The organism is Flavobacterium johnsoniae (assembly GCF_001879205.1).
In the GTDB taxonomy this organism is placed as follows: Bacteria; Bacteroidota; Bacteroidia; order Flavobacteriales; family Flavobacteriaceae; genus Flavobacterium; species Flavobacterium johnsoniae_A.
In genome coordinates this window covers 147,047-164,845 of record NZ_MLFK01000010.1, presented here as the reverse complement: position 1 = coordinate 164,845, position 17,799 = coordinate 147,047, and the positions used below count along the sequence as shown (strand labels likewise).

The 17,799-nt window shown below is 36.4% G+C and carries 9 protein-coding genes; 8 read left to right on the top strand and 1 reads right to left on the bottom strand.

Annotated features, from left to right (window positions below; translation table 11 throughout):
• The first annotated feature begins 3 nt into the window (after positions 1-3).
• The 8 genes from BKM63_RS19790 (at position 4) to BKM63_RS19755 (ending at position 16,346) form a co-directional block, all read left to right on the top strand.
• Positions 4-606: a hypothetical protein gene (locus BKM63_RS19790; protein ID WP_123907097.1), complete on the top strand. Its 603-nt coding sequence runs from the start codon at positions 4-6 to the stop codon at positions 604-606.
• Between the two features lie 79 nt (positions 607-685).
• Positions 686-3,442: a glycoside hydrolase family 78 protein gene (locus BKM63_RS19785; RefSeq protein WP_071638305.1), complete on the top strand. Its 2,757-nt coding sequence runs from the start codon at positions 686-688 to the stop codon at positions 3,440-3,442.
• Between the two features lie 137 nt (positions 3,443-3,579).
• Positions 3,580-4,725 (top strand): sialidase family protein, encoded by a 1,146-nt coding sequence (locus BKM63_RS19780; RefSeq protein ID WP_071638304.1) that lies wholly within the window; start codon positions 3,580-3,582, stop codon positions 4,723-4,725.
• Positions 4,726-4,816: 91 nt separating this feature from the next.
• Positions 4,817-5,701: a sugar phosphate isomerase/epimerase family protein gene (locus BKM63_RS19775; RefSeq protein WP_071638303.1), complete on the top strand. Its 885-nt coding sequence runs from the start codon at positions 4,817-4,819 to the stop codon at positions 5,699-5,701.
• 189 nt (positions 5,702-5,890) lie between these two features.
• Positions 5,891-8,620: an alpha-d-galacturonidase gene (locus BKM63_RS19770; RefSeq protein ID WP_071638302.1), complete on the top strand. Its 2,730-nt coding sequence runs from the start codon at positions 5,891-5,893 to the stop codon at positions 8,618-8,620.
• Positions 8,621-8,876: 256 nt separating this feature from the next.
• Positions 8,877-12,404, top strand: a complete 3,528-nt coding sequence (locus tag BKM63_RS19765) for a malectin domain-containing carbohydrate-binding protein (RefSeq protein WP_071638301.1) — start codon at positions 8,877-8,879, stop codon at positions 12,402-12,404.
• A 160-nt stretch (positions 12,405-12,564) separates the two neighbouring features.
• Entirely contained in the window at positions 12,565-14,970 is a 2,406-nt protein-coding gene (locus BKM63_RS19760) for a glycoside hydrolase family 2 TIM barrel-domain containing protein (protein WP_071638300.1), read from the top strand.
• Between the two features lie 164 nt (positions 14,971-15,134).
• On the top strand, positions 15,135-16,346 hold the full coding sequence (locus BKM63_RS19755; RefSeq protein ID WP_071638299.1) for a DUF4272 domain-containing protein: 1,212 nt from the start codon (positions 15,135-15,137) through the stop codon (positions 16,344-16,346).
• A 105-nt stretch (positions 16,347-16,451) separates the two neighbouring features.
• Here BKM63_RS19755 and BKM63_RS19750 read toward each other — a convergent pair whose 3' ends face one another.
• Positions 16,452-17,786 (bottom strand): hypothetical protein, encoded by a 1,335-nt coding sequence (locus tag BKM63_RS19750; protein WP_071638298.1) that lies wholly within the window; start codon positions 17,784-17,786, stop codon positions 16,452-16,454.
• Positions 17,787-17,799: the final 13 nt, after the last annotated feature.

Sequence of the window (17,799 nt, the reverse complement as noted above, 5' to 3'; positions counted from 1 at the left end):
AATATGGTATTTGATTCTATAATGGGTTATGAAGAATATTCGAATCTGGATTTTGATGCATCAGAAAAAGTAGAAGCAGCTACAGAAAAAATATGCAGAAACAATGTTGAAGAATTAAAAAGTTTCTGTGAAGAAAAGCTTTTTTCAGAAACAGATAAAATTAGTCTAATCTATTATTCTTTGTCTGAATGCGAAAATTATAGTTTTTGGAATGATTTTTTAACCAAAGAATTTATCAGGGTTTTTGAAATCGCCATCAATCAAAATAAAATGGAGAAGCTTTATCCTCTTTTAGAGAATATTACAGTTGATGAAACGAATTCTTTAGATGCAGAAAAGGTTAGAGAAATTTTGGTTAAAGAGCTTGATAATCAAAAATTGCAAATTCGATTTAATTCGTTGTCGTTATTAGAATATTGGCTGGATTTTGATGGTTTAGGAATTAAACAGTCGGTTATTTCAAAACTAAGAGAGAAAACAAAAGATACCAATTGGAAAATTCGCTGGAACGCGCACAAGATGCTAACGGGAAGGAATATTCAAGTTAAAGATTTAAGTTTAATGGATAAAATCAGAGGGAGATATGGTAATGTCTATTCTCTATAAAATGTGACAGTTTCAATTAGCTTGATTACTAAATATACCAGTCTTCGGAACATAAAAAATAGCAGTTTAAAATAAAATCATGAAAAAGTTTTTTTTACATCTAACCATAATAATCTCACTTTTTACACTTTCGGCGAAAGCCCAAAATAATATCAGTGTTGTGGATTTAAAATGCGAAATGCTGACCAATCCGGAAGGAATTGATGTTTTACAGCCAAGATTGAGCTGGAAAATAAAAGCAAACGTAAATGATGTCAAACAAACCCATTTTCAAATTTTAGCTGCTTCAACGTTAGAGAAACTAAACGCTGAAAACACTGATTTATGGGATAGCGGAAAAGTACAAAGTGATGAATCTGTAAACGTAATTTACAATGGAAAAAAGCTAAGAGACAGACAAGACGTTTACTGGAAAGTAATTATTTTCACCAATAAAGGGGAAGTAAAATCAGTAGAACCGGCTCATTTCAGCATCGGGATTTTGACTTATGCCGACTGGAAATCGACGCGTTGGATTGGGTATGAAAAAACTTCTCCAGGCGATAGCATTTCGCAGTATTCTCGATTATCAGCCAGATATTTAAGAAAAGAAATTGACTTAAAAAAGAAAGTTAAAAATGCCAAAGTTTATATCATGGGAATGGGTTTGTACGAGCTGTACATTAACGGAAATAAAATTGGCGATCAGGTTTTGGCTCCCGTTCCTACGGATTACACGAAGAATGTGAAATACAATGTTTTTGATGTTACTTCGCACTTGAAGGAAGGTAAAAATGCATTAGGGACGATTTTAGGAAACGGACGTTTTTTTACGATGCGTCAGGATTATAAACCTTATAAAATCAAAACTTTTGGGTATCCGAAAATGGCTTTACAGTTGTTTGTAGAATATACCGATGGAAGTAAAGACGTTATTCGCACAGACGATACCTGGAAAATTACAACTGACGGACCAATTTTATCAAACAACGAATACGACGGAGAAGAATACGATGCCCGTAAAGAAATGAAAGGCTGGAACATCATTAATTTTGATGATAAAAAATGGCTTTCGGCAGAATATGTTCAGGAACCAGGCGGATTTTATGAAGGACAGATGTCGGCGAATATGAAAATTAAACGCGAAGTAAAACCTATTTCAATCAAACAGACACCAAAAGGAACTTATATCTTAGATATGGGACAGAACATGGTAGGCTGGCTGCAATTGAAAGTGAAAGGAAATGCGGGGGAGAAAATCACGATGAAGTTTGCAGAATCTTTACAGCCGGATGGTTCGTTATATATTGCCAATCTTCGCGATGCTAAAACCACCGACATCTATACTTTAAAAGGTGAAGGAGAAGAAGTCTGGGAACCTCGTTTTATTTTTCATGGTTTTAGATTTGTTGAAATTTCAGGTTTTAAAACCAAACCAAGTATAGAGAATTTTGTTGGAAAAGTCGTTTATGATGATATCGCTACAACAGGAACTTTTGATTCTTCAAACCCGATAATGAATCAGATTTTTAAGAATGCGTGGTGGGGAATCAGCGGAAATTATAAAGGAATGCCAATCGATTGTCCGCAACGAAACGAGCGTCAGCCTTGGTTGGGAGACAGAACAACAGGTGCTTACGGAGAAAGTTTTTTATTCGATAATCAGACTTTGTATGCAAAATGGCTCGACGATATTAAAAACGCACAGACTATTGATGGCGGAATTCCAGATGTTGCACCAGCTTTCTGGCGTTATTACGGTGATAATGTAACTTGGCCGGGAACCTATATTACGGTTGCTGATATGCTGTATCAACAGTTTGGAGATAAAAAGGTAATTGAAAAACAATATCCGTCTATGAAAAAATGGATGGATTATATGGAAGAAAATTATTTGGTTGATGACATCATGACTAAAGATAAATACGGTGATTGGTGTGTTCCGCCAGAATCATTAGAGTTAATTCGTTCTAAAGATCCTGCTCGCTTAACAGATGGAGAATTGATCTCAAGCGCCTTTTTCTATCAGCTTTTAAATACGATGAAAAAGTTTGCGGTAATTGCCAATGCTGAAAAAGATATTGCACATTATGAGGATCTGGCTTCAAGAATCAAAAAAGCATTTAATTCGAAATATTTTAATGCATCAAAAAACAATTACGCTAACAATACTGTAACAGCCAATCTTTTGCCGTTGACTTTCGGAATGGTTCCAGAAGAATTACAGCAAAAAGTATTTGAAAATCTGGTGCACGAGGTTGAAGTCACTAAAAATGGTCATGTAAGCACAGGAGTTATCGGAACGCAGTTTTTAATGCGAACGTTAACCAATTTCGGACGCGGGGATTTGGCTTTCAAATTAGCATCAAACAAAACCTATCCAAGCTGGGGTTATATGGTTGAAAACGGTGCAACGACCATTTGGGAACTTTGGAACGGAAATACTGCAGATCCAGCTATGAATTCGCAAAATCACGTAATGCTTTTGGGCGATTTATTGATTTGGTATTACGAAAATATGGCCGGAATCAAAAGCAATCCTGAAACTCCGGGTTTCAAACAAATTATTATGAAACCAGATTTTAATGCCGGATTGACTTATGTAAATGCTTCTTACGAATCGATTTACGGTTTAATTAAAAGTGATTGGAAAAAGACTAAAAATAAACTGGACTGGAAAATTACAATTCCGGCAAACAGTTCTGCCTTAGTGTATCTGCCGGTTTCCAGCGCTTCTGATGTCACCATAGATAATCAAAAATTAAGCAGTCAATCTTCATCTTCTTATAAAATTGAAAACAACAATTTAGTTCTGAATTTGTCATCCGGATCTTACGCTATCGCCGTAAAGCGTTAATTTTAGACAATTCGGGACAGTACAGGATAGATTTTTAATTTTTTAGTGTTATTTTTACACTTAATAAATATTTTTGCCTAAAAAAATGTTAGGTACGTATTTATAATGAAAAATTTTAATTCATAATAAAATTAAGAATGAAGATCATAAAATTGACATTTGTCTTGTTTGGACTGTTCCTTTTAGGAAGTTGTAAATCTGCTTTAGAGAAAAAAACATGGAAAGAAGGTATTTTAGTAGATGAATTTATATACGACAAAGCACCTTATCCGTCTTGCCATGCAGTTACAATTGTCGAAGCGACAAATGGAGATTTAGTTTCATCTTGGTTTGGAGGAACGCACGAAAGACATCCTGATGTTTGTATTTATGTAAGCATTAAACCTAAAGGAAGTGATAAATGGGGTGAAGGTGTTAAAGTTGCCGACGGCGTAATGAAAGAAGGCCCGAGATTACCAACATGGAATCCGGTTTTGTATCAAATTCCGGGTGGTGATTTAATGCTTTTCTACAAAATTGGACCAAAACCATCAGAATGGTGGGGTGTAATCAGAACTTCATCTGACGGCGGAAAAACCTGGTCTGACGCACAAAAAATGCCTGATGGTTTCTTAGGGCCAATCAAAAACAAACCGGTTTTATTAAGCAACGGAACATTATTATGTCCGTCAAGTATCGAAGGTGATGGCTGGAGACTTCGTATGGAATCAACTCCTGATTTTGGAAAAACCTGGATAATGGGCGATACGCTTTCAAGAGGAAAACAAAAAATAAATGCGATTCAGCCAAGTATTTTATTTCATAAAGGCGGAAGCATTCAGGCCATCGGAAGAACCAGAAATCGTGCTATTTTCAGCACTTTCTCAAAAGACAATGGAAAAACCTGGTCGGATGTAGAATTAATCGGACTTCCAAATAACAACTCAGGAACAGATGCCGTAACCCTTAAAAACGGCAAACATTTATTAGTTTATAATCACGTTTTACCTCCCGGAAAAGAAGCTAAAGGTCCAAGAACGCCTTTAAATGTTTCGATTTCGGATGACGGAATTAACTGGAAAGCGGCTTTGGTTTTAGAAGATTCAAAAATCAGCCAGTATTCGTATCCATCAATGATTCAGAGTACTGATGGAATGGTGCATATTGTATACACTTGGAGACGAGAAAAACTGAAATACGTAAAAATCGATCCAACTAAGTTAAAAGCACTTCCAATCAAAAACGGAATCTGGCCTGGCGAAGAAGGAAAAGTAGTAACGGCTGTTAAGGCTGAAGAAGAGTAAAATATTTCGCCACGAATTGCACAAATTTCCACGAATTAAGATTAAAAAATTAGTGTGAATTCGTGTAATTCGCGGCAAAAAAAATATACACATGATATATAATAAACATTTATTAATTGCTATGTTCGTTGCAGTATCAACAACATTCAACAGTTGTGCAACAGCTCAGTCTTCCAATAAAAAGCAAAAATATAAAGTAGCAGTTTGCGACTGGATGATTTTAAAAAGACAAAAACTAGGCGCTTTTGGTTTGGCGGCTGAAATAAAAGCAGACGGAATCGAACTGGACATGGGAGGTTTAGGAAATCGACCAACTTTTGACAGCAAATTAGGAGATCCAGTTGAGAGACAAAAATTCTTAGATAAATCGAAAGAAACCGGCGTTGGAATCAGTTCTATTGCTATGTCTGGATTTTATGCACAGTCTTTTGCCACAAGAGAAATCACGCCAATGATTACAGATTGTATTCAAGCCATGAAAAACATGAAAGTTAAGGTGGCCTATCTTCCGTTAGGAACTCAAACCGATTTGGTTAAGAATCCAGAATTACGTCCAGAAGTGATCAAGAGATTGCAGTGGGCAGGAAAACAAGTCGGGAAAATTGGCGGCGTTATTGCGATTGAAACTTCATTGAGCGCGACAGAAGAGAAAAAACTTTTAGAAGAGATCGATTCAAAATATATTAAAAGCTCTTTTAATTTTGCCAATGCGGTTGATAACGGAAGAGATATCGTATCTGAATTAAAGATTTTAGGAAAGAAATATTTAGCACAAATTCACGCTTCAAATACTGATAAAGTCTGGCTGGAAAATGACACCGCAATCAATATGCCTGCAATCAAAAAAACGCTTGATGAAATGAAATGGAGCGGCTGGCTGATTGTAGAGCGTTCACGCGACGTAACGCAGGTACATAATGTAAAAGTCAATTACGGTGCGAATGTGGCGTATTTGAAAAAGATTTTTCAGAATTAAATAATATTTAGCCCACAGATTAAAAGATTTCCCCAGATTGAAAAAAATCTTTTTAATCCTTTAATCTGTGGCAAAAAAGCAAAATAAATCTGCTTGATCTGCTAAATCTGCGTGAAAAATAAACTCTCGCAGATTTAGCAGATTGAGCAGATTAAATCGGGAAATTTTCCAGTATAAAATTATAATGTAATGAAATATTTAAGCTTACTTTTTTTAGGTTGCTTCGTCACTTTTGCGACAGCGCAGAATGTCACAATTGTTAGTGATACCAATTCGCCAAGAGCAAAATTTGGAGCCGAAAAACTATCAGAAACTCTTACTTCAAAAGGTTTAAAAATCACTTCTTCTAATAAAATTACAAAATCAAAAGATCAGGTAATTGTTATTGGGGAAAAAGGAACCGATTTCTGGAAACAAAATGCCAAAAGCGCGAAAATCGACGATAGTAAACTGACTAAAAAAGAAGGTTTTCAAATTCGCACACAAAAAAATATCATTTACATTGAAGGAACAGATGCTTCTGGAGCTTTGTATGGTGCTTTAGAATTAGCAGACCGTATTAAAAGTTCAGGAAAACTTCCGTCAGAAATTAATTTGGATGACAGTCCGGAAATGGTTCTAAGAGGAGCCTGTATCGGAATGCAGAAACCGGTTTATCTTCCGGGGCGTGACGTTTACGAATATCCTTATACACCAGAAACTTTTCCTTGGTTTTACGATAAAGCTTTATGGATAAAGTATCTGGATATGCTGGTTGAAAACCGCATGAACTCTTTGTATTTATGGAACGGACACCCATTTGCCTCTTTAGTAAAACTAAAAGAATATCCGTTTGCTGTAGAAGTAAGCGACGAAGATTTCAAAAAGAACGAAGAAATCTATAAATTCTTAACGGTAGAAGCCAATAAAAGAGGAATATGGGTAATTCAGATGTTTTATAATATTATTGTTTCTAAGCCTTTTGCAGAACATTACAACATTAAAACACAAGATCGTTCGCGTCCAATTACGCCATTACTTTCAGATTATACCAGAAAATCTATTGCCGCTTTTATCGAAAAATATCCAAATGTGGGATTGTTAGTTTGTTTAGGAGAAGCCATCAACACCATTGATGATGACGTAGAATGGTTTACCAAAACGATTATTCCAGGCGTTCAGGATGGATTAAAAGCATTGGGAAGAACAGACGAACCGCCAATTATTTTGCGTTCGCATGATACGGACGGGCCTTTGGTTATGGAAAAATCGCTTCCGTTATACAAAAACCTGTACACAGAAAGTAAATATACAGGAGAATCTTTGACGACTTATACGCCGGGAGGACCTTGGGGTGAAACGCATAAACAATTGAGCGCTTTAAAATCAATCCATATTGAAAACGTGCATATCTTGGCCAACTTAGAACCTTTCAGATACGGTTCGCCGGACTTTATTCAAAAAACGGTTAAAGCCATGCACAGCGTTCACGGTGCTAATGCATTACACTTGTATCCACAGGCATCGTATTGGGATTGGCCGTACTCTGCCGATAAAACTAAAACAGGCGAGCGTTTACTAGAAATGGATCGTGACTGGATCTGGTACAAAGCGTGGGCAAGATATGCTTGGGACAGCAAAAGAGACCGAAATGAAGAGGTGAAATTCTGGGATAATGATTTAGCTGCTAAATTTGGAACTAGTCAGGAAGCTGCAAATAACATCTTAAAAGCATACGAAGAAACAGGAGAAATTGCTCCAAAAACATTAAGACGTTTCGGAATCACCGAAGGAAACCGTCAAACCTTATTATTAGGAATGTTTGAAAGCCAATTGGTAAATCCGTCGAAATGGCGTGTTTATCCGGGATTCCACGAATCTTGTGGTCCTGCGGGAGAATTGCTTTTGGAATATGCTAAAAAAGAATGGAATAAAGAACCGCATTCGGGCGAACTTCCAACACAGATTATTGCTGAAATCACAGAACACGGAAGATTAGCAGTTGAAGCCATCGACAAAGCCGAAGCTAGCGTAACCAAAGACAAAGAAGAATTTGCCCGTCTTAAAAACGATATGCATGCCTATAAAGCGTTCGCCGATTTCTTTTCAGAAAAAGTAAAAGCAGCCTTATTGGTTTTAAGATACAGTTATTCAAACGATATCAGCGATTTAGACAAAGCTATGCCTCATTTAGAGAAAAGTATCGAGTATTACGAATTACTGGTAAAACTGACAAAAGATACGTATTACTATGCCAACAGTATGCAGACGGCTCAACGCCGAATTCCAATTGGAGGCGATGACGGAAATAACAAAACGTGGGCTGAATTATTGCCGCATTACGAACGTGAATTGGCGAATTTCAAAAGAAATCTGGAGAAATTAAAAGCTTCAAAAGACGGAAAAATTGAAACCAAAGAAGGAAAACCTTGGAAAACGGCAGAAGTTACTTTCATCGACGAAAAACCGGGAACTTATTTAGTAAAAACAGGAACAAAAGTTTACGGAACCGATATTTCTGAATTAACGAAAATCGCTCCTGAACTTCAAAACTTAAGAGGATTTTCGTTTGTAGAAAATGACCAGAATGAAAAAGGGACACATTTGAAGTTTAGAAACACAAAAGCGGTTAAATTAGTGGTTGGTTATTTCAATTCAGATCAAAAGAGATTTTTGTTACCGCCAAGTTTGGAAACAGATGCAGCAGGAAATGCGCACGGTCAGGCCGAAGTAATTTTGGCAAGTGCCATGAATTTAAAAGAGCTTCCGAGAGTAAACATTCATACGTATACTTTCCAGCCGGGCGAAAATAAATTAGATTTAGGAAAAGGAAAAGTATTGATTTTAGGCTTTATAGACGCAGATCAAACCATCACACCGCGCGATGTTGGGTATATCGATGCAGGAGAAAAAGCGGCTATTGACTGGTTGTTTTATTAATAATTTGGGCGTGTCCCTCCGGGTCGGGCTTTCGGCTATATTCCCGATTAACAAAAACTACGGCTAAAAAGCCTTGTTTTTCTAAATCGGGAGATACCGCCTCAATCCCTCACGCGAATAAATGTAAAGTTAAACCTGATGGGTTTTTAAAATCCGTCAGGTTTATACGCAAAGTAAACACAATCTTGTCATCCCGATCCCGAGGCTTCGGGAGAGGGATCTAAATTACCTTATATCACTTATATGGTTTAAAAATATGAACAGAATATTTTTTTTTATTTTTTGTTTTTTTTCAAGTTTATGCTTTGTTTGGAGTCAAAGCACAAAGAGCGCAGCGAAATTTCGTAAAGAAGTTTCGCTGAACTCATCTTGGGAAACCATTATTTTGGATAATCCTCAAGACGAAAAATCTTTTGTAGAGAACCCAAAAACGCAAACTTCATGGCAGCATGTAAATGTGCCTCACAACTGGGATCAGTATTATGGTTTCAGAAGAACAAAACACGGTAATTTACACGGTACCGCCTGGTATAAAAAAACTTTAAAACTCGATAAAAAAGACGTTTCAAAACAGCTTTTTCTATATTTTGAAGGCGTAAGTTCGTATGCGACCGTTTGGGTAAACGGCAAAAAAGTGGGCGAACACAAAGGAGGCAGAACCACTTTCACATTAAACATAACAAAAGCCGTTTCTTTCGATAAAGAAAACCAGATTTTGGTTAAAGCAGCACATCCCTCTTTTATTGCAGATCTTCCGTGGGTTTGCGGAGGCTGTTCCGGAGAATGGGGATTCTCTGAAGGTTCTCAGCCAATGGGGATTTTCAGACCAGTTTCTTTAGTTGTAACAAACGACGTTCGGATAGAACCTTTTGGCGTTCATATCTGGAATGATAAATCGGTTTCCAAACAAAAAGCGATTCTTCATACTACAACAGAGATCAGAAATTACGGCACTTCAAACCGAAATTTAACGATCGAAAACATCCTTTTTGATGCTTCAGGAAAGAAAGTTGCCATTACAAAAAACGCCAACAAAATTAATTCAGAAGAAACAAAAGAAATAGCACAGACACTTCCAGAGATTGTAAATCCGAAATTATGGTCGCCGTCAAATCCGTATTTGTATAAATTAGTGACTTCAGTTTATGAAAACGGAAAAATAATTGATCAGTTAACAACGCCTTACGGAATCCGCTGGGTGAGCTGGCCGGTTAGCCGTGACGGAAAAGACAATCGTTTTTTTATCAATGACGAACCCTTATTCATCAACGGAACCTGCGAATACGAACATTTAATTGGAAACAGTCATTCGTTTTCAGACGAAATGATTCATTCCAGAATCGAACAAATTAACGCGGGCGGATTTAACGCTTTTAGAGAAGCGCATCAGCCTCATAATTTATTGTACCAAAAAGAATTAGACGAAAACGGGATTTTATTTTGGAGTCAGTTTTCGGCACATATTTGGTACGACACACCGGAGTTTAAAGAAAATTTCAAGACCTTATTACGCGAATGGATTAAGGAACGTAGAAACAGTCCGTCTGTAGTGATGTGGGGTTTGCAGAATGAAAGTACCATTCCAAAGGAATTTGCCGAAGAATGTACTCAGATTATTCGTGAAATGGATCCGTTATCAGCTTCTCAACGAATCGTGACGACTTGCAACGGAGGAGAAGGAACAGATTGGAATGTCGTTCAAAACTGGTCAGGAACGTATGGCGGAGATCCGTTAAAATATCATTTGGAAATGAGCACGCAGTTGTTAAATGGCGAATACGGCGCTTGGCGTTCAGCTGATTTACATGCCGAAGGTGAGTTTGACCAAAAAGGAACTTTGAGCGAAAACCGTTTTTCTCAATTAATGGAAATTAAAGTCCGCGAAGCCGAATCGGTTAAAGATAAAATTGCGGGGCAGTTCAACTGGCTTTTTGCTTCGCACGAAAATCCAGGGAGAGTACAAAACGGAGAAGGATTTCGAGATATTGACAAAGTCGGTCCGGTAAATTACAAAGGACTTTTTACTATTTGGGGCGAACCTTTGGACGCCTTTTATATGTACCGCGCCAATTATGTTTCGAACAAAACCAATCCGATGGTGTATATTGTTTCGCACACTTGGCCAAGCCGTTGGGATAAACCCGGAATCAAAAACGGAATCGATATTTATTCAAATTGTGACGAAGTAGAATTGTTTAATGACGTCAATAAATCTTCTTTAGGAAAATTAAAAAATCCAGGAATCGGAAAACATTTTCAGTTTAATAATGTCAATATTCAATACAATGTTTTGTATGCTGTTGGATATGTAAACGGAGTGGCGGTTGCCAAAGATTATGTCGTTTTGAATACACTGCCGAAAGCGCCAAATTTAGCCGATTTAACTCCTGAAAAAACAGATTTAGTAAAAGATACAAAAGGATATAATTATATTTACAGAGTAAATTGCGGTGGATCTGAATTTACAGATAGTTCAGGAAACACTTGGTTTACAGATACGCACAAAAGCGGAAAATATACTTGGGGTTCTTCATCATGGACAGATAATTTTGAAAAACTTCCAGATTTCTTTGCGAGTCAGAGAACGACTTTTGATCCAATAAACGGTACAAAAGATCCCGAATTATTTCAGAGTTTTAGATATGGCGTTGACAAATTGCGTTACGAATTTCCTGTTGCCAATGGAGAATATTTAGTAGAACTATATTTTACAGAACCGTGGTACGGAACGGGAGGCGGAATGGACTGCAAAGGCTGGCGTTTATTTGATGTTGCCATCAACGAAAATGTCGTTTTAAAAGATTTTGATATTTGGGCAGAAGCGGGACACGATCAGGCGCTGAAAAAAACTTTTACAGTAAAAAGCAAAGACGGAAAAATTGTGATTTCGTTTCCGAATGTAAAAGCAGGGCAGGCTATTATTTCTGCAATTGCCATCGGGACTAAAGATCGAAAACTGAGACCTGCTGATGCATCTCCAAAAAATATTCAGAATCTGGTTCTAGATTCTTATGATAAAACCAACAAAATAGCTTCGTGGATGGATATCAATTCAAAACAATTTTCAGATTCTGATGTTGTTTTTACCGAATTGCCTTCTGAATTATTTGGTGCTGATTATTTACAATTTTCAGTTACTTCTAAAAATAAAGGTTCGTTTACTGCCAAAGAAGATTCGAATATTTATGTTTTAGTTGATAGTAAAATCAAAGAATCAGCTTCGTTTTCTGATTATAAAAAAATAGAGGAAAAAGCAAAAAACAGCAATGGAGTTTCGTTTGCCATCTTCAACAAAAAAGTAAAAAAAGGAGAAAAAATTCTTTTTGATAATGCTGAGTCGATAAGTACAATTGCGGTTGTTCCGGTTTACGATATGGGAGAAAAAGACGACTCAAGACCTGTTGTAATCATTGAAGCTGAAAATGCGAAAACCACAGGAACCGGAATTGAAAAGGGAAATTTCAAAAAAGCCGATTATATTGAGTTTACCAAAAAAACAGCAAACAGCATTCAGTTTGAAGTAAAACCTGGTGTTGCGGGAATTTATTTGATGCGTTTTAAATTCATGAACAGAAATGAAACGCCTTTAAAAGTCAAATTTAAAATGGAAGATGCATACGGAATTTTAATGCGAAACGATACCATTGAATTTTTTACAGCACCAGAAAAATGGAAGATTTTAAATACAACTTCCGGTGGTTATATTAATGCGGGAACGTATAAAATTACATTAGAAGGCGATGATTTGAAGGGATTGATGCTGGATAATTTCGAATTTCAATAAAATAAAAAATTAATCTCGCAAAGTCGCAAAAGCGCAAAGGTTTTTCTTAACCATATAAGTAATATAAGTTCAATGAAGACAAACTTAAATTATCTTATATTACTTATATGGTTTAACTTTCTTTGCGTCTCTGCGACTTTGCGAGAGAAAACTAAAGAATATGATTTTAAAAAAAATTACAATTGCGTTATTGTTTTCAGTTTCCATTTTTGCGCAAAAACAAGCCAGAATTGTCGAAGATTTCAATAAAAACTGGAACTTCAAATTAGGAGATTATCCATCGGCTCCACAAGCTGGTTTCAGTACTGCTGATTGGAGAATGCTTCAACTGCCTCATGACTGGAGTATTGAAGGTGCTTTTGATAAAGATGCTAAAACCAAACAAGCACAAGGTTTTTTACCTGCTGGAAAAGGCTGGTACCGCAAAGTTTTTTCTATTCCTGCTAACTGGAAAAACAAAACAGTTTCAATAGAATTTGATGGTGTTTTTAAGAGCTGCGAAGTTTTCATAAATGGCAAATCATTGGGAATTCGTCCAAACGGGTATATTTCTTTTGGTTATGATTTATCAAAATATGTCAACTTTGGAAAAGAGAATGTAATCGCGGTAAAAGTCGATAACGATGCACAGCCGAATTCAAGGTGGTACACAGGATCTGGAATTTATAGAAATGTGCGCTTGGTTGCAACTGAAAAATTGCACGTAGGGAAGTGGGGAACTTTTGTAACAACGCCAGAAGTTTCTGCAGCAAAATCTAAAATTCATTTAGAAGTTACAATTGATAATGACAATGAAACTTCGAAAGAATTTAAACTTGTTACTTCAGTTTTAAATGGGGATAATAAAGAGGTTGCTAATTTCACTTCAACAGAAAAAATATCGGCGAAAACTTCAGAGAAAAAGATTCACGATTTGGTTTTAAATCAGCCAAAATTGTGGGATACTGAAAACCCGTATTTGTATAAAGTGATCACTAAAATATACGAAAAATCGAAATTAGTTGACAATTACGAAACGCCGCTAGGTTTCCGTTTCTTTAGTTTTGATTCGGAGAAAGGATTTTCTTTAAACGGAAAACCAACGAAGATTTTAGGAGTCTGCCTGCATCATGATAACGGCGCTTTGGGAGCTGTTGAAAATATTCATGCGGTGAGAAGAAAACTGACTTTGATGAAAGAAATGGGTGCAAACGCTATCAGAATGTCACATAACCCTCATTCTTTGGAAATGATGCAATTGTGTGACGAAATGGGGTTCATCGTTCAGGATGAAGCTTTTGATGTTTGGAAGAAGAAAAAAGTAACCAACGACTACCATAAAGATTGGGATGCGTGGCACAAACAGGATTTAGAAGATTTTATTAAAAGAGACCGCAATCACCCATCGGTTATGATGTGGAGTATTGGTAACGAAATTAGAGAACAATTTGATTCGACAGGAATTGCGATTACCAGAGAATTGGCTAAAATCGTGAAATCGTTAGATACGACTCGTCCAGTAACTTCGGCTTTGACGGAAAATGTTATTGAGAAGAATTTTATTTATCAGTCGGGTGCTTTGGATCTTTTAGGGTTCAATTACAAACACGAAGATTATAAAGATTTTCCAACTCGTTTTAAAGGGCAGAAAATATTAGCTTCAGAAAGTGTTTCGGCTTTAGAAACGCGCGGACATTATGATTTTCCAGACGGAATTAAAGCGTGGCCAACCAAACACGGTGCTTCGTTTGACGGTAACGCAGACTGGACGGTTTCGGCTTACGATCAGGTGAAATCGTACTGGGGTGCAACGCACGAAGAAAACTGGAAAACGATTAAAAAGCTGGATTTCATGGCGGGAACTTTTATCTGGACCGGTTTTGATTATATCGGCGAACCAGATCCGTATCCGTATCCTGCAAGAAGTTCTTATTTCGGAATTGTGGATTTGGCCGGACTTCCAAAAGATGTGTATTATATGTACCAAAGTGAATGGTCGAACAAAACAATGCTGCATATTTTTCCGCATTGGAACTGGAAAAAAGATCAGGAAGTAGAAGTTTGGGCATATTACAACAATGCCGATGAAGTGGAATTATTCTTAAACGGAAAATCTCTCGGAACAAAAGCAAAACAAAATGATGACTTGCATATTTCATGGAAAGTAAAATTTGAACCGGGAACATTAAAAGCTGTTTCAAGAAAGAACGGAAAAGTAGTTTTAGAAAAAGAAATTCACACAGCGGGAGAAGCTTCTAAAATAGATCTAAAAGCAGATAAATCAACAATTAAAAATGATACTTACGATTTGGTTTATGTAACGGTTTCAATTGTTGATAAAGATGGAAATCTTCTTCCAAATGCCATGGATTTAATCAATTTTGAAGTGACTGGCGGTGGAAAATTAGTTGGTGTTGATAACGGCTATCAGGCTAATCTCGATTCGTTTAAAGCGAATTCCTGTAAGTTGTTTAACGGAAAATGTATTGCGATTATTCAATCAAACGGTAAGAAAGAAAATACTCAGTTAAAAGCGACGACAGGAAATGGAATTCCGGTTTCGTCGATTCAGATAGAGGTTAATTAATATGCCGCCTCGCTGGGGCTTTTGATTAATATCTCATTTTTTCTATAAATATTAAGCTCCTCTGGAGCTTTTTTTATAGAAAATGGTTTAAGGTTTATAAAATTACTCTTGGATCTTTTGTAAAATTAAACTTATTTTAGCCTAAATAATTTAAAAGCCATAAAATGATTTGTACCATTTATTCACATCATTTAGGACTTGAAAGAATAAAGGAAATATTTCTTTCGCATGTTCCTAAAGGAAGTTTCTCAGGTGATAATGAATTTCTAGAATTTGAAATTAAGGGAGGGATTTTAAATCCTTCAAAAAAGTTAAGGATATCCTACAGAGAAAGGGCGGTTCCGTCTTATAAAATCCCTGAAACAGACGATTCTGAACTAACAACTAATTTGAAAGGATTATATGGCTTTGTGAACTCATTGCCAACTGTAAACGAAAAGGTTAAAAATTTATTCCTTCATAAAATACTAACGCTGAATTCTGAGTTTTCAATCAATCAGGAAAAAGGGGAGATCAAGGAATTAAAAGCAATTGTTGAAGATATTGCGAAAGAGTTTGATGCAGTTTTATTTTTAGAACCAAAAACAATTATTAGTAAATCTGACTCTCAGCATTTTTTAGATAAGGATTTAAATTTGATAATTGATGCTGATGGAAACTGCGAAATCGATGATTTAGGAGTGAGTATAAATTCGGTTTATTTTGATAACGATCAAAATGAGTTAGACGAAGATCAAAAACTAAGAAAAGAGAACAGCGAAAAAACTCTTGAAAAAGAAAATATCAAAATAAACAAGCATCTGCCTTGTATTGAATCTGAAAATGAAACTACAATTCGAACACCAAAAGAAATTGCAGAAAGAGTAAGTGTTTTGGCTGTAACCAATTTAGTTGCGTTTAATAGTATTTCTTCGGAAGAAGCGGTTGATTATCTTCAAAATTATAAATTGTGGGATGTTACGACAGAAGGTGAAAAAGAGTTTCTGGCCGATCCAACAGATGATAAAAAGGCTTATGAAAGCTGGAAATGTGAAGGCATCTGGACTTTAATGTGGGCCTTAAATAAGGTTGATAATCTTGATTTTCCGAATGAATTCTGCAATTTAGAAAACATAAATTCTGATGATTATCCAGTAGGAAAGGACAAAGATCCTTTTGATTTTATTAACTCCATAGTTTCTACGCGATCAAAAAGTGAAATTTTAGATGCAAATGATTTGTATTACAGATACAACTGGGCGTGCGTAGATGAAAGAATTAACGGAAGACAAATGGAAAGCATTAATCCCGGAATTGTTTATGAGAGACAATACGCTTTAAATTGGCTTATCAATTATATGGACCAAGATTGGGACAATGTAACTTGTGATACGTAAGATTTTATTCTAAAAAAAAAAAAAAACATTCCGCTTCAGTTTTGAAGCGGAATGTCACCATTAAAAAAAAATCAAGAATTTCGCTATAACTCGAATTTCACGTTTCTAGAAAACACCAATGTAGTGGTTTCCTGCTTTGTTAACCAGTTTAGCACCTTTTGTAACTGTACCGGTAACAGCATCTATAATGTAAATATTTCCATCTTTACCAACAGGTGTAACGGCAATATATATTTCGTTTCCGTCTACTACAAAACCTTGGTATTGACCAAAATCTAAGTCGGCATCATAAGCAATACCATCCACTAATTTTGCCGTTTTAGCATTAAGATCAAGTCTTGCTACGTAACCTTGGTTTGTACCTTCGTAGGTGTAAACAGCGTAAGCAATTCCGTTTCCAACATATCTCCATGCATCAATATAAGAACCTTTAACTCCAAGAGCGGCATCTAAACTGAAAACATAAGAGTTGTCATATTCATTATTTTGACCGATTTTTAAGATGTAAGAACCTTTTTTAGAATCTCTTTGTGTTGCCTGGTAGATGTTTCCATCGTTAGCCACAAAACTGTTAAAGCTTCTGTATCCGCTGGTATCTCCAAAACCAACGGTAGAAGTAATTACTTTAGGATTTTGTAAAGATGGGTAATCAACCACAACAGATTTTGATCCTAAACGTTCGAAATCACTTTCATTAGCTCCAGTAGCAGGATTCGTTTTACGCATCCAGGTTCCGATGATTAGTTTGTTTCCGGCTTTGTTTAAAGTTGGGGCATCTAAACGGAAAATGTGGTGTCCTAGAGCTTCTTCTGCAGGAGATAACGGGATTTCGTATTGTCTGTAATCAGAAATTAAAAACTTTTGTAAATCAAGGCTTAAAACAGTTGCAGAACCTCTTGTGTGCTTATATGTTGTACCGTCTGCTTCTGTAACAATTACAGGAGCTGTTACGTTTACAGCTACACCGGTTTTATCACCATCAAAAAGTTTTACCCATCTTGGAGATGTTCCCGCATACTGCGAAATATTTACCGTAGTTCCTGATTGTGCGAAATTTTTTCCTCCATTAACTTTATACGTCATGAATTCGCCGCCATTAGCGCCGGTATAGGTAATGTTAAAAAGTGTGCTTCCATCGACAGATGATTGCAAACGTGCTGTTCTTGTCGATTGTACAGGTTCTCCGTTATCATAAACATTAATAGAAATGTTTGGATTTTTTGCATCTTCCTTAGTAACAGAATATACTCTAGTACCACCGTTTCCGTCTCCGGGGGTAGTCTGCATTAAAGCTCCGGCAACCGTTATCCATCGGCTTTCTGCAACCGGAGGCAGAACTTGTTCTTCATTTTTATTATCATCACTGCTGCAGCTTGTTGTAAGCGCAAATGTGGTTAAAACCAATCCACATGCAAGTAGTTTAAATGTACTTTTTTTCATATTGATAGCATTA

Coding starts and splice junctions, on each gene's coding strand:
- BKM63_RS19775 (WP_071638303.1), top strand. CDS start 4,817: ATGATATATAATAAACATTTATTAATTGCTATGTTCGTTGCAGTATCA.
- BKM63_RS19790 (WP_123907097.1), top strand. CDS start 4: ATGGTATTTGATTCTATAATGGGTTATGAAGAATATTCGAATCTGGAT.
- BKM63_RS19780 (WP_071638304.1), top strand. CDS start 3,580: ATGAAGATCATAAAATTGACATTTGTCTTGTTTGGACTGTTCCTTTTA.
- BKM63_RS19785 (WP_071638305.1), top strand. CDS start 686: ATGAAAAAGTTTTTTTTACATCTAACCATAATAATCTCACTTTTTACA.
- BKM63_RS19765 (WP_071638301.1), top strand. CDS start 8,877: ATGAACAGAATATTTTTTTTTATTTTTTGTTTTTTTTCAAGTTTATGC.
- BKM63_RS19755 (WP_071638299.1), top strand. CDS start 15,135: ATGATTTGTACCATTTATTCACATCATTTAGGACTTGAAAGAATAAAG.
- BKM63_RS19760 (WP_071638300.1), top strand. CDS start 12,565: ATGATTTTAAAAAAAATTACAATTGCGTTATTGTTTTCAGTTTCCATT.
- BKM63_RS19750 (WP_071638298.1), bottom strand. CDS start 17,786: ATGAAAAAAAGTACATTTAAACTACTTGCATGTGGATTGGTTTTAACC.
- BKM63_RS19770 (WP_071638302.1), top strand. CDS start 5,891: ATGAAATATTTAAGCTTACTTTTTTTAGGTTGCTTCGTCACTTTTGCG.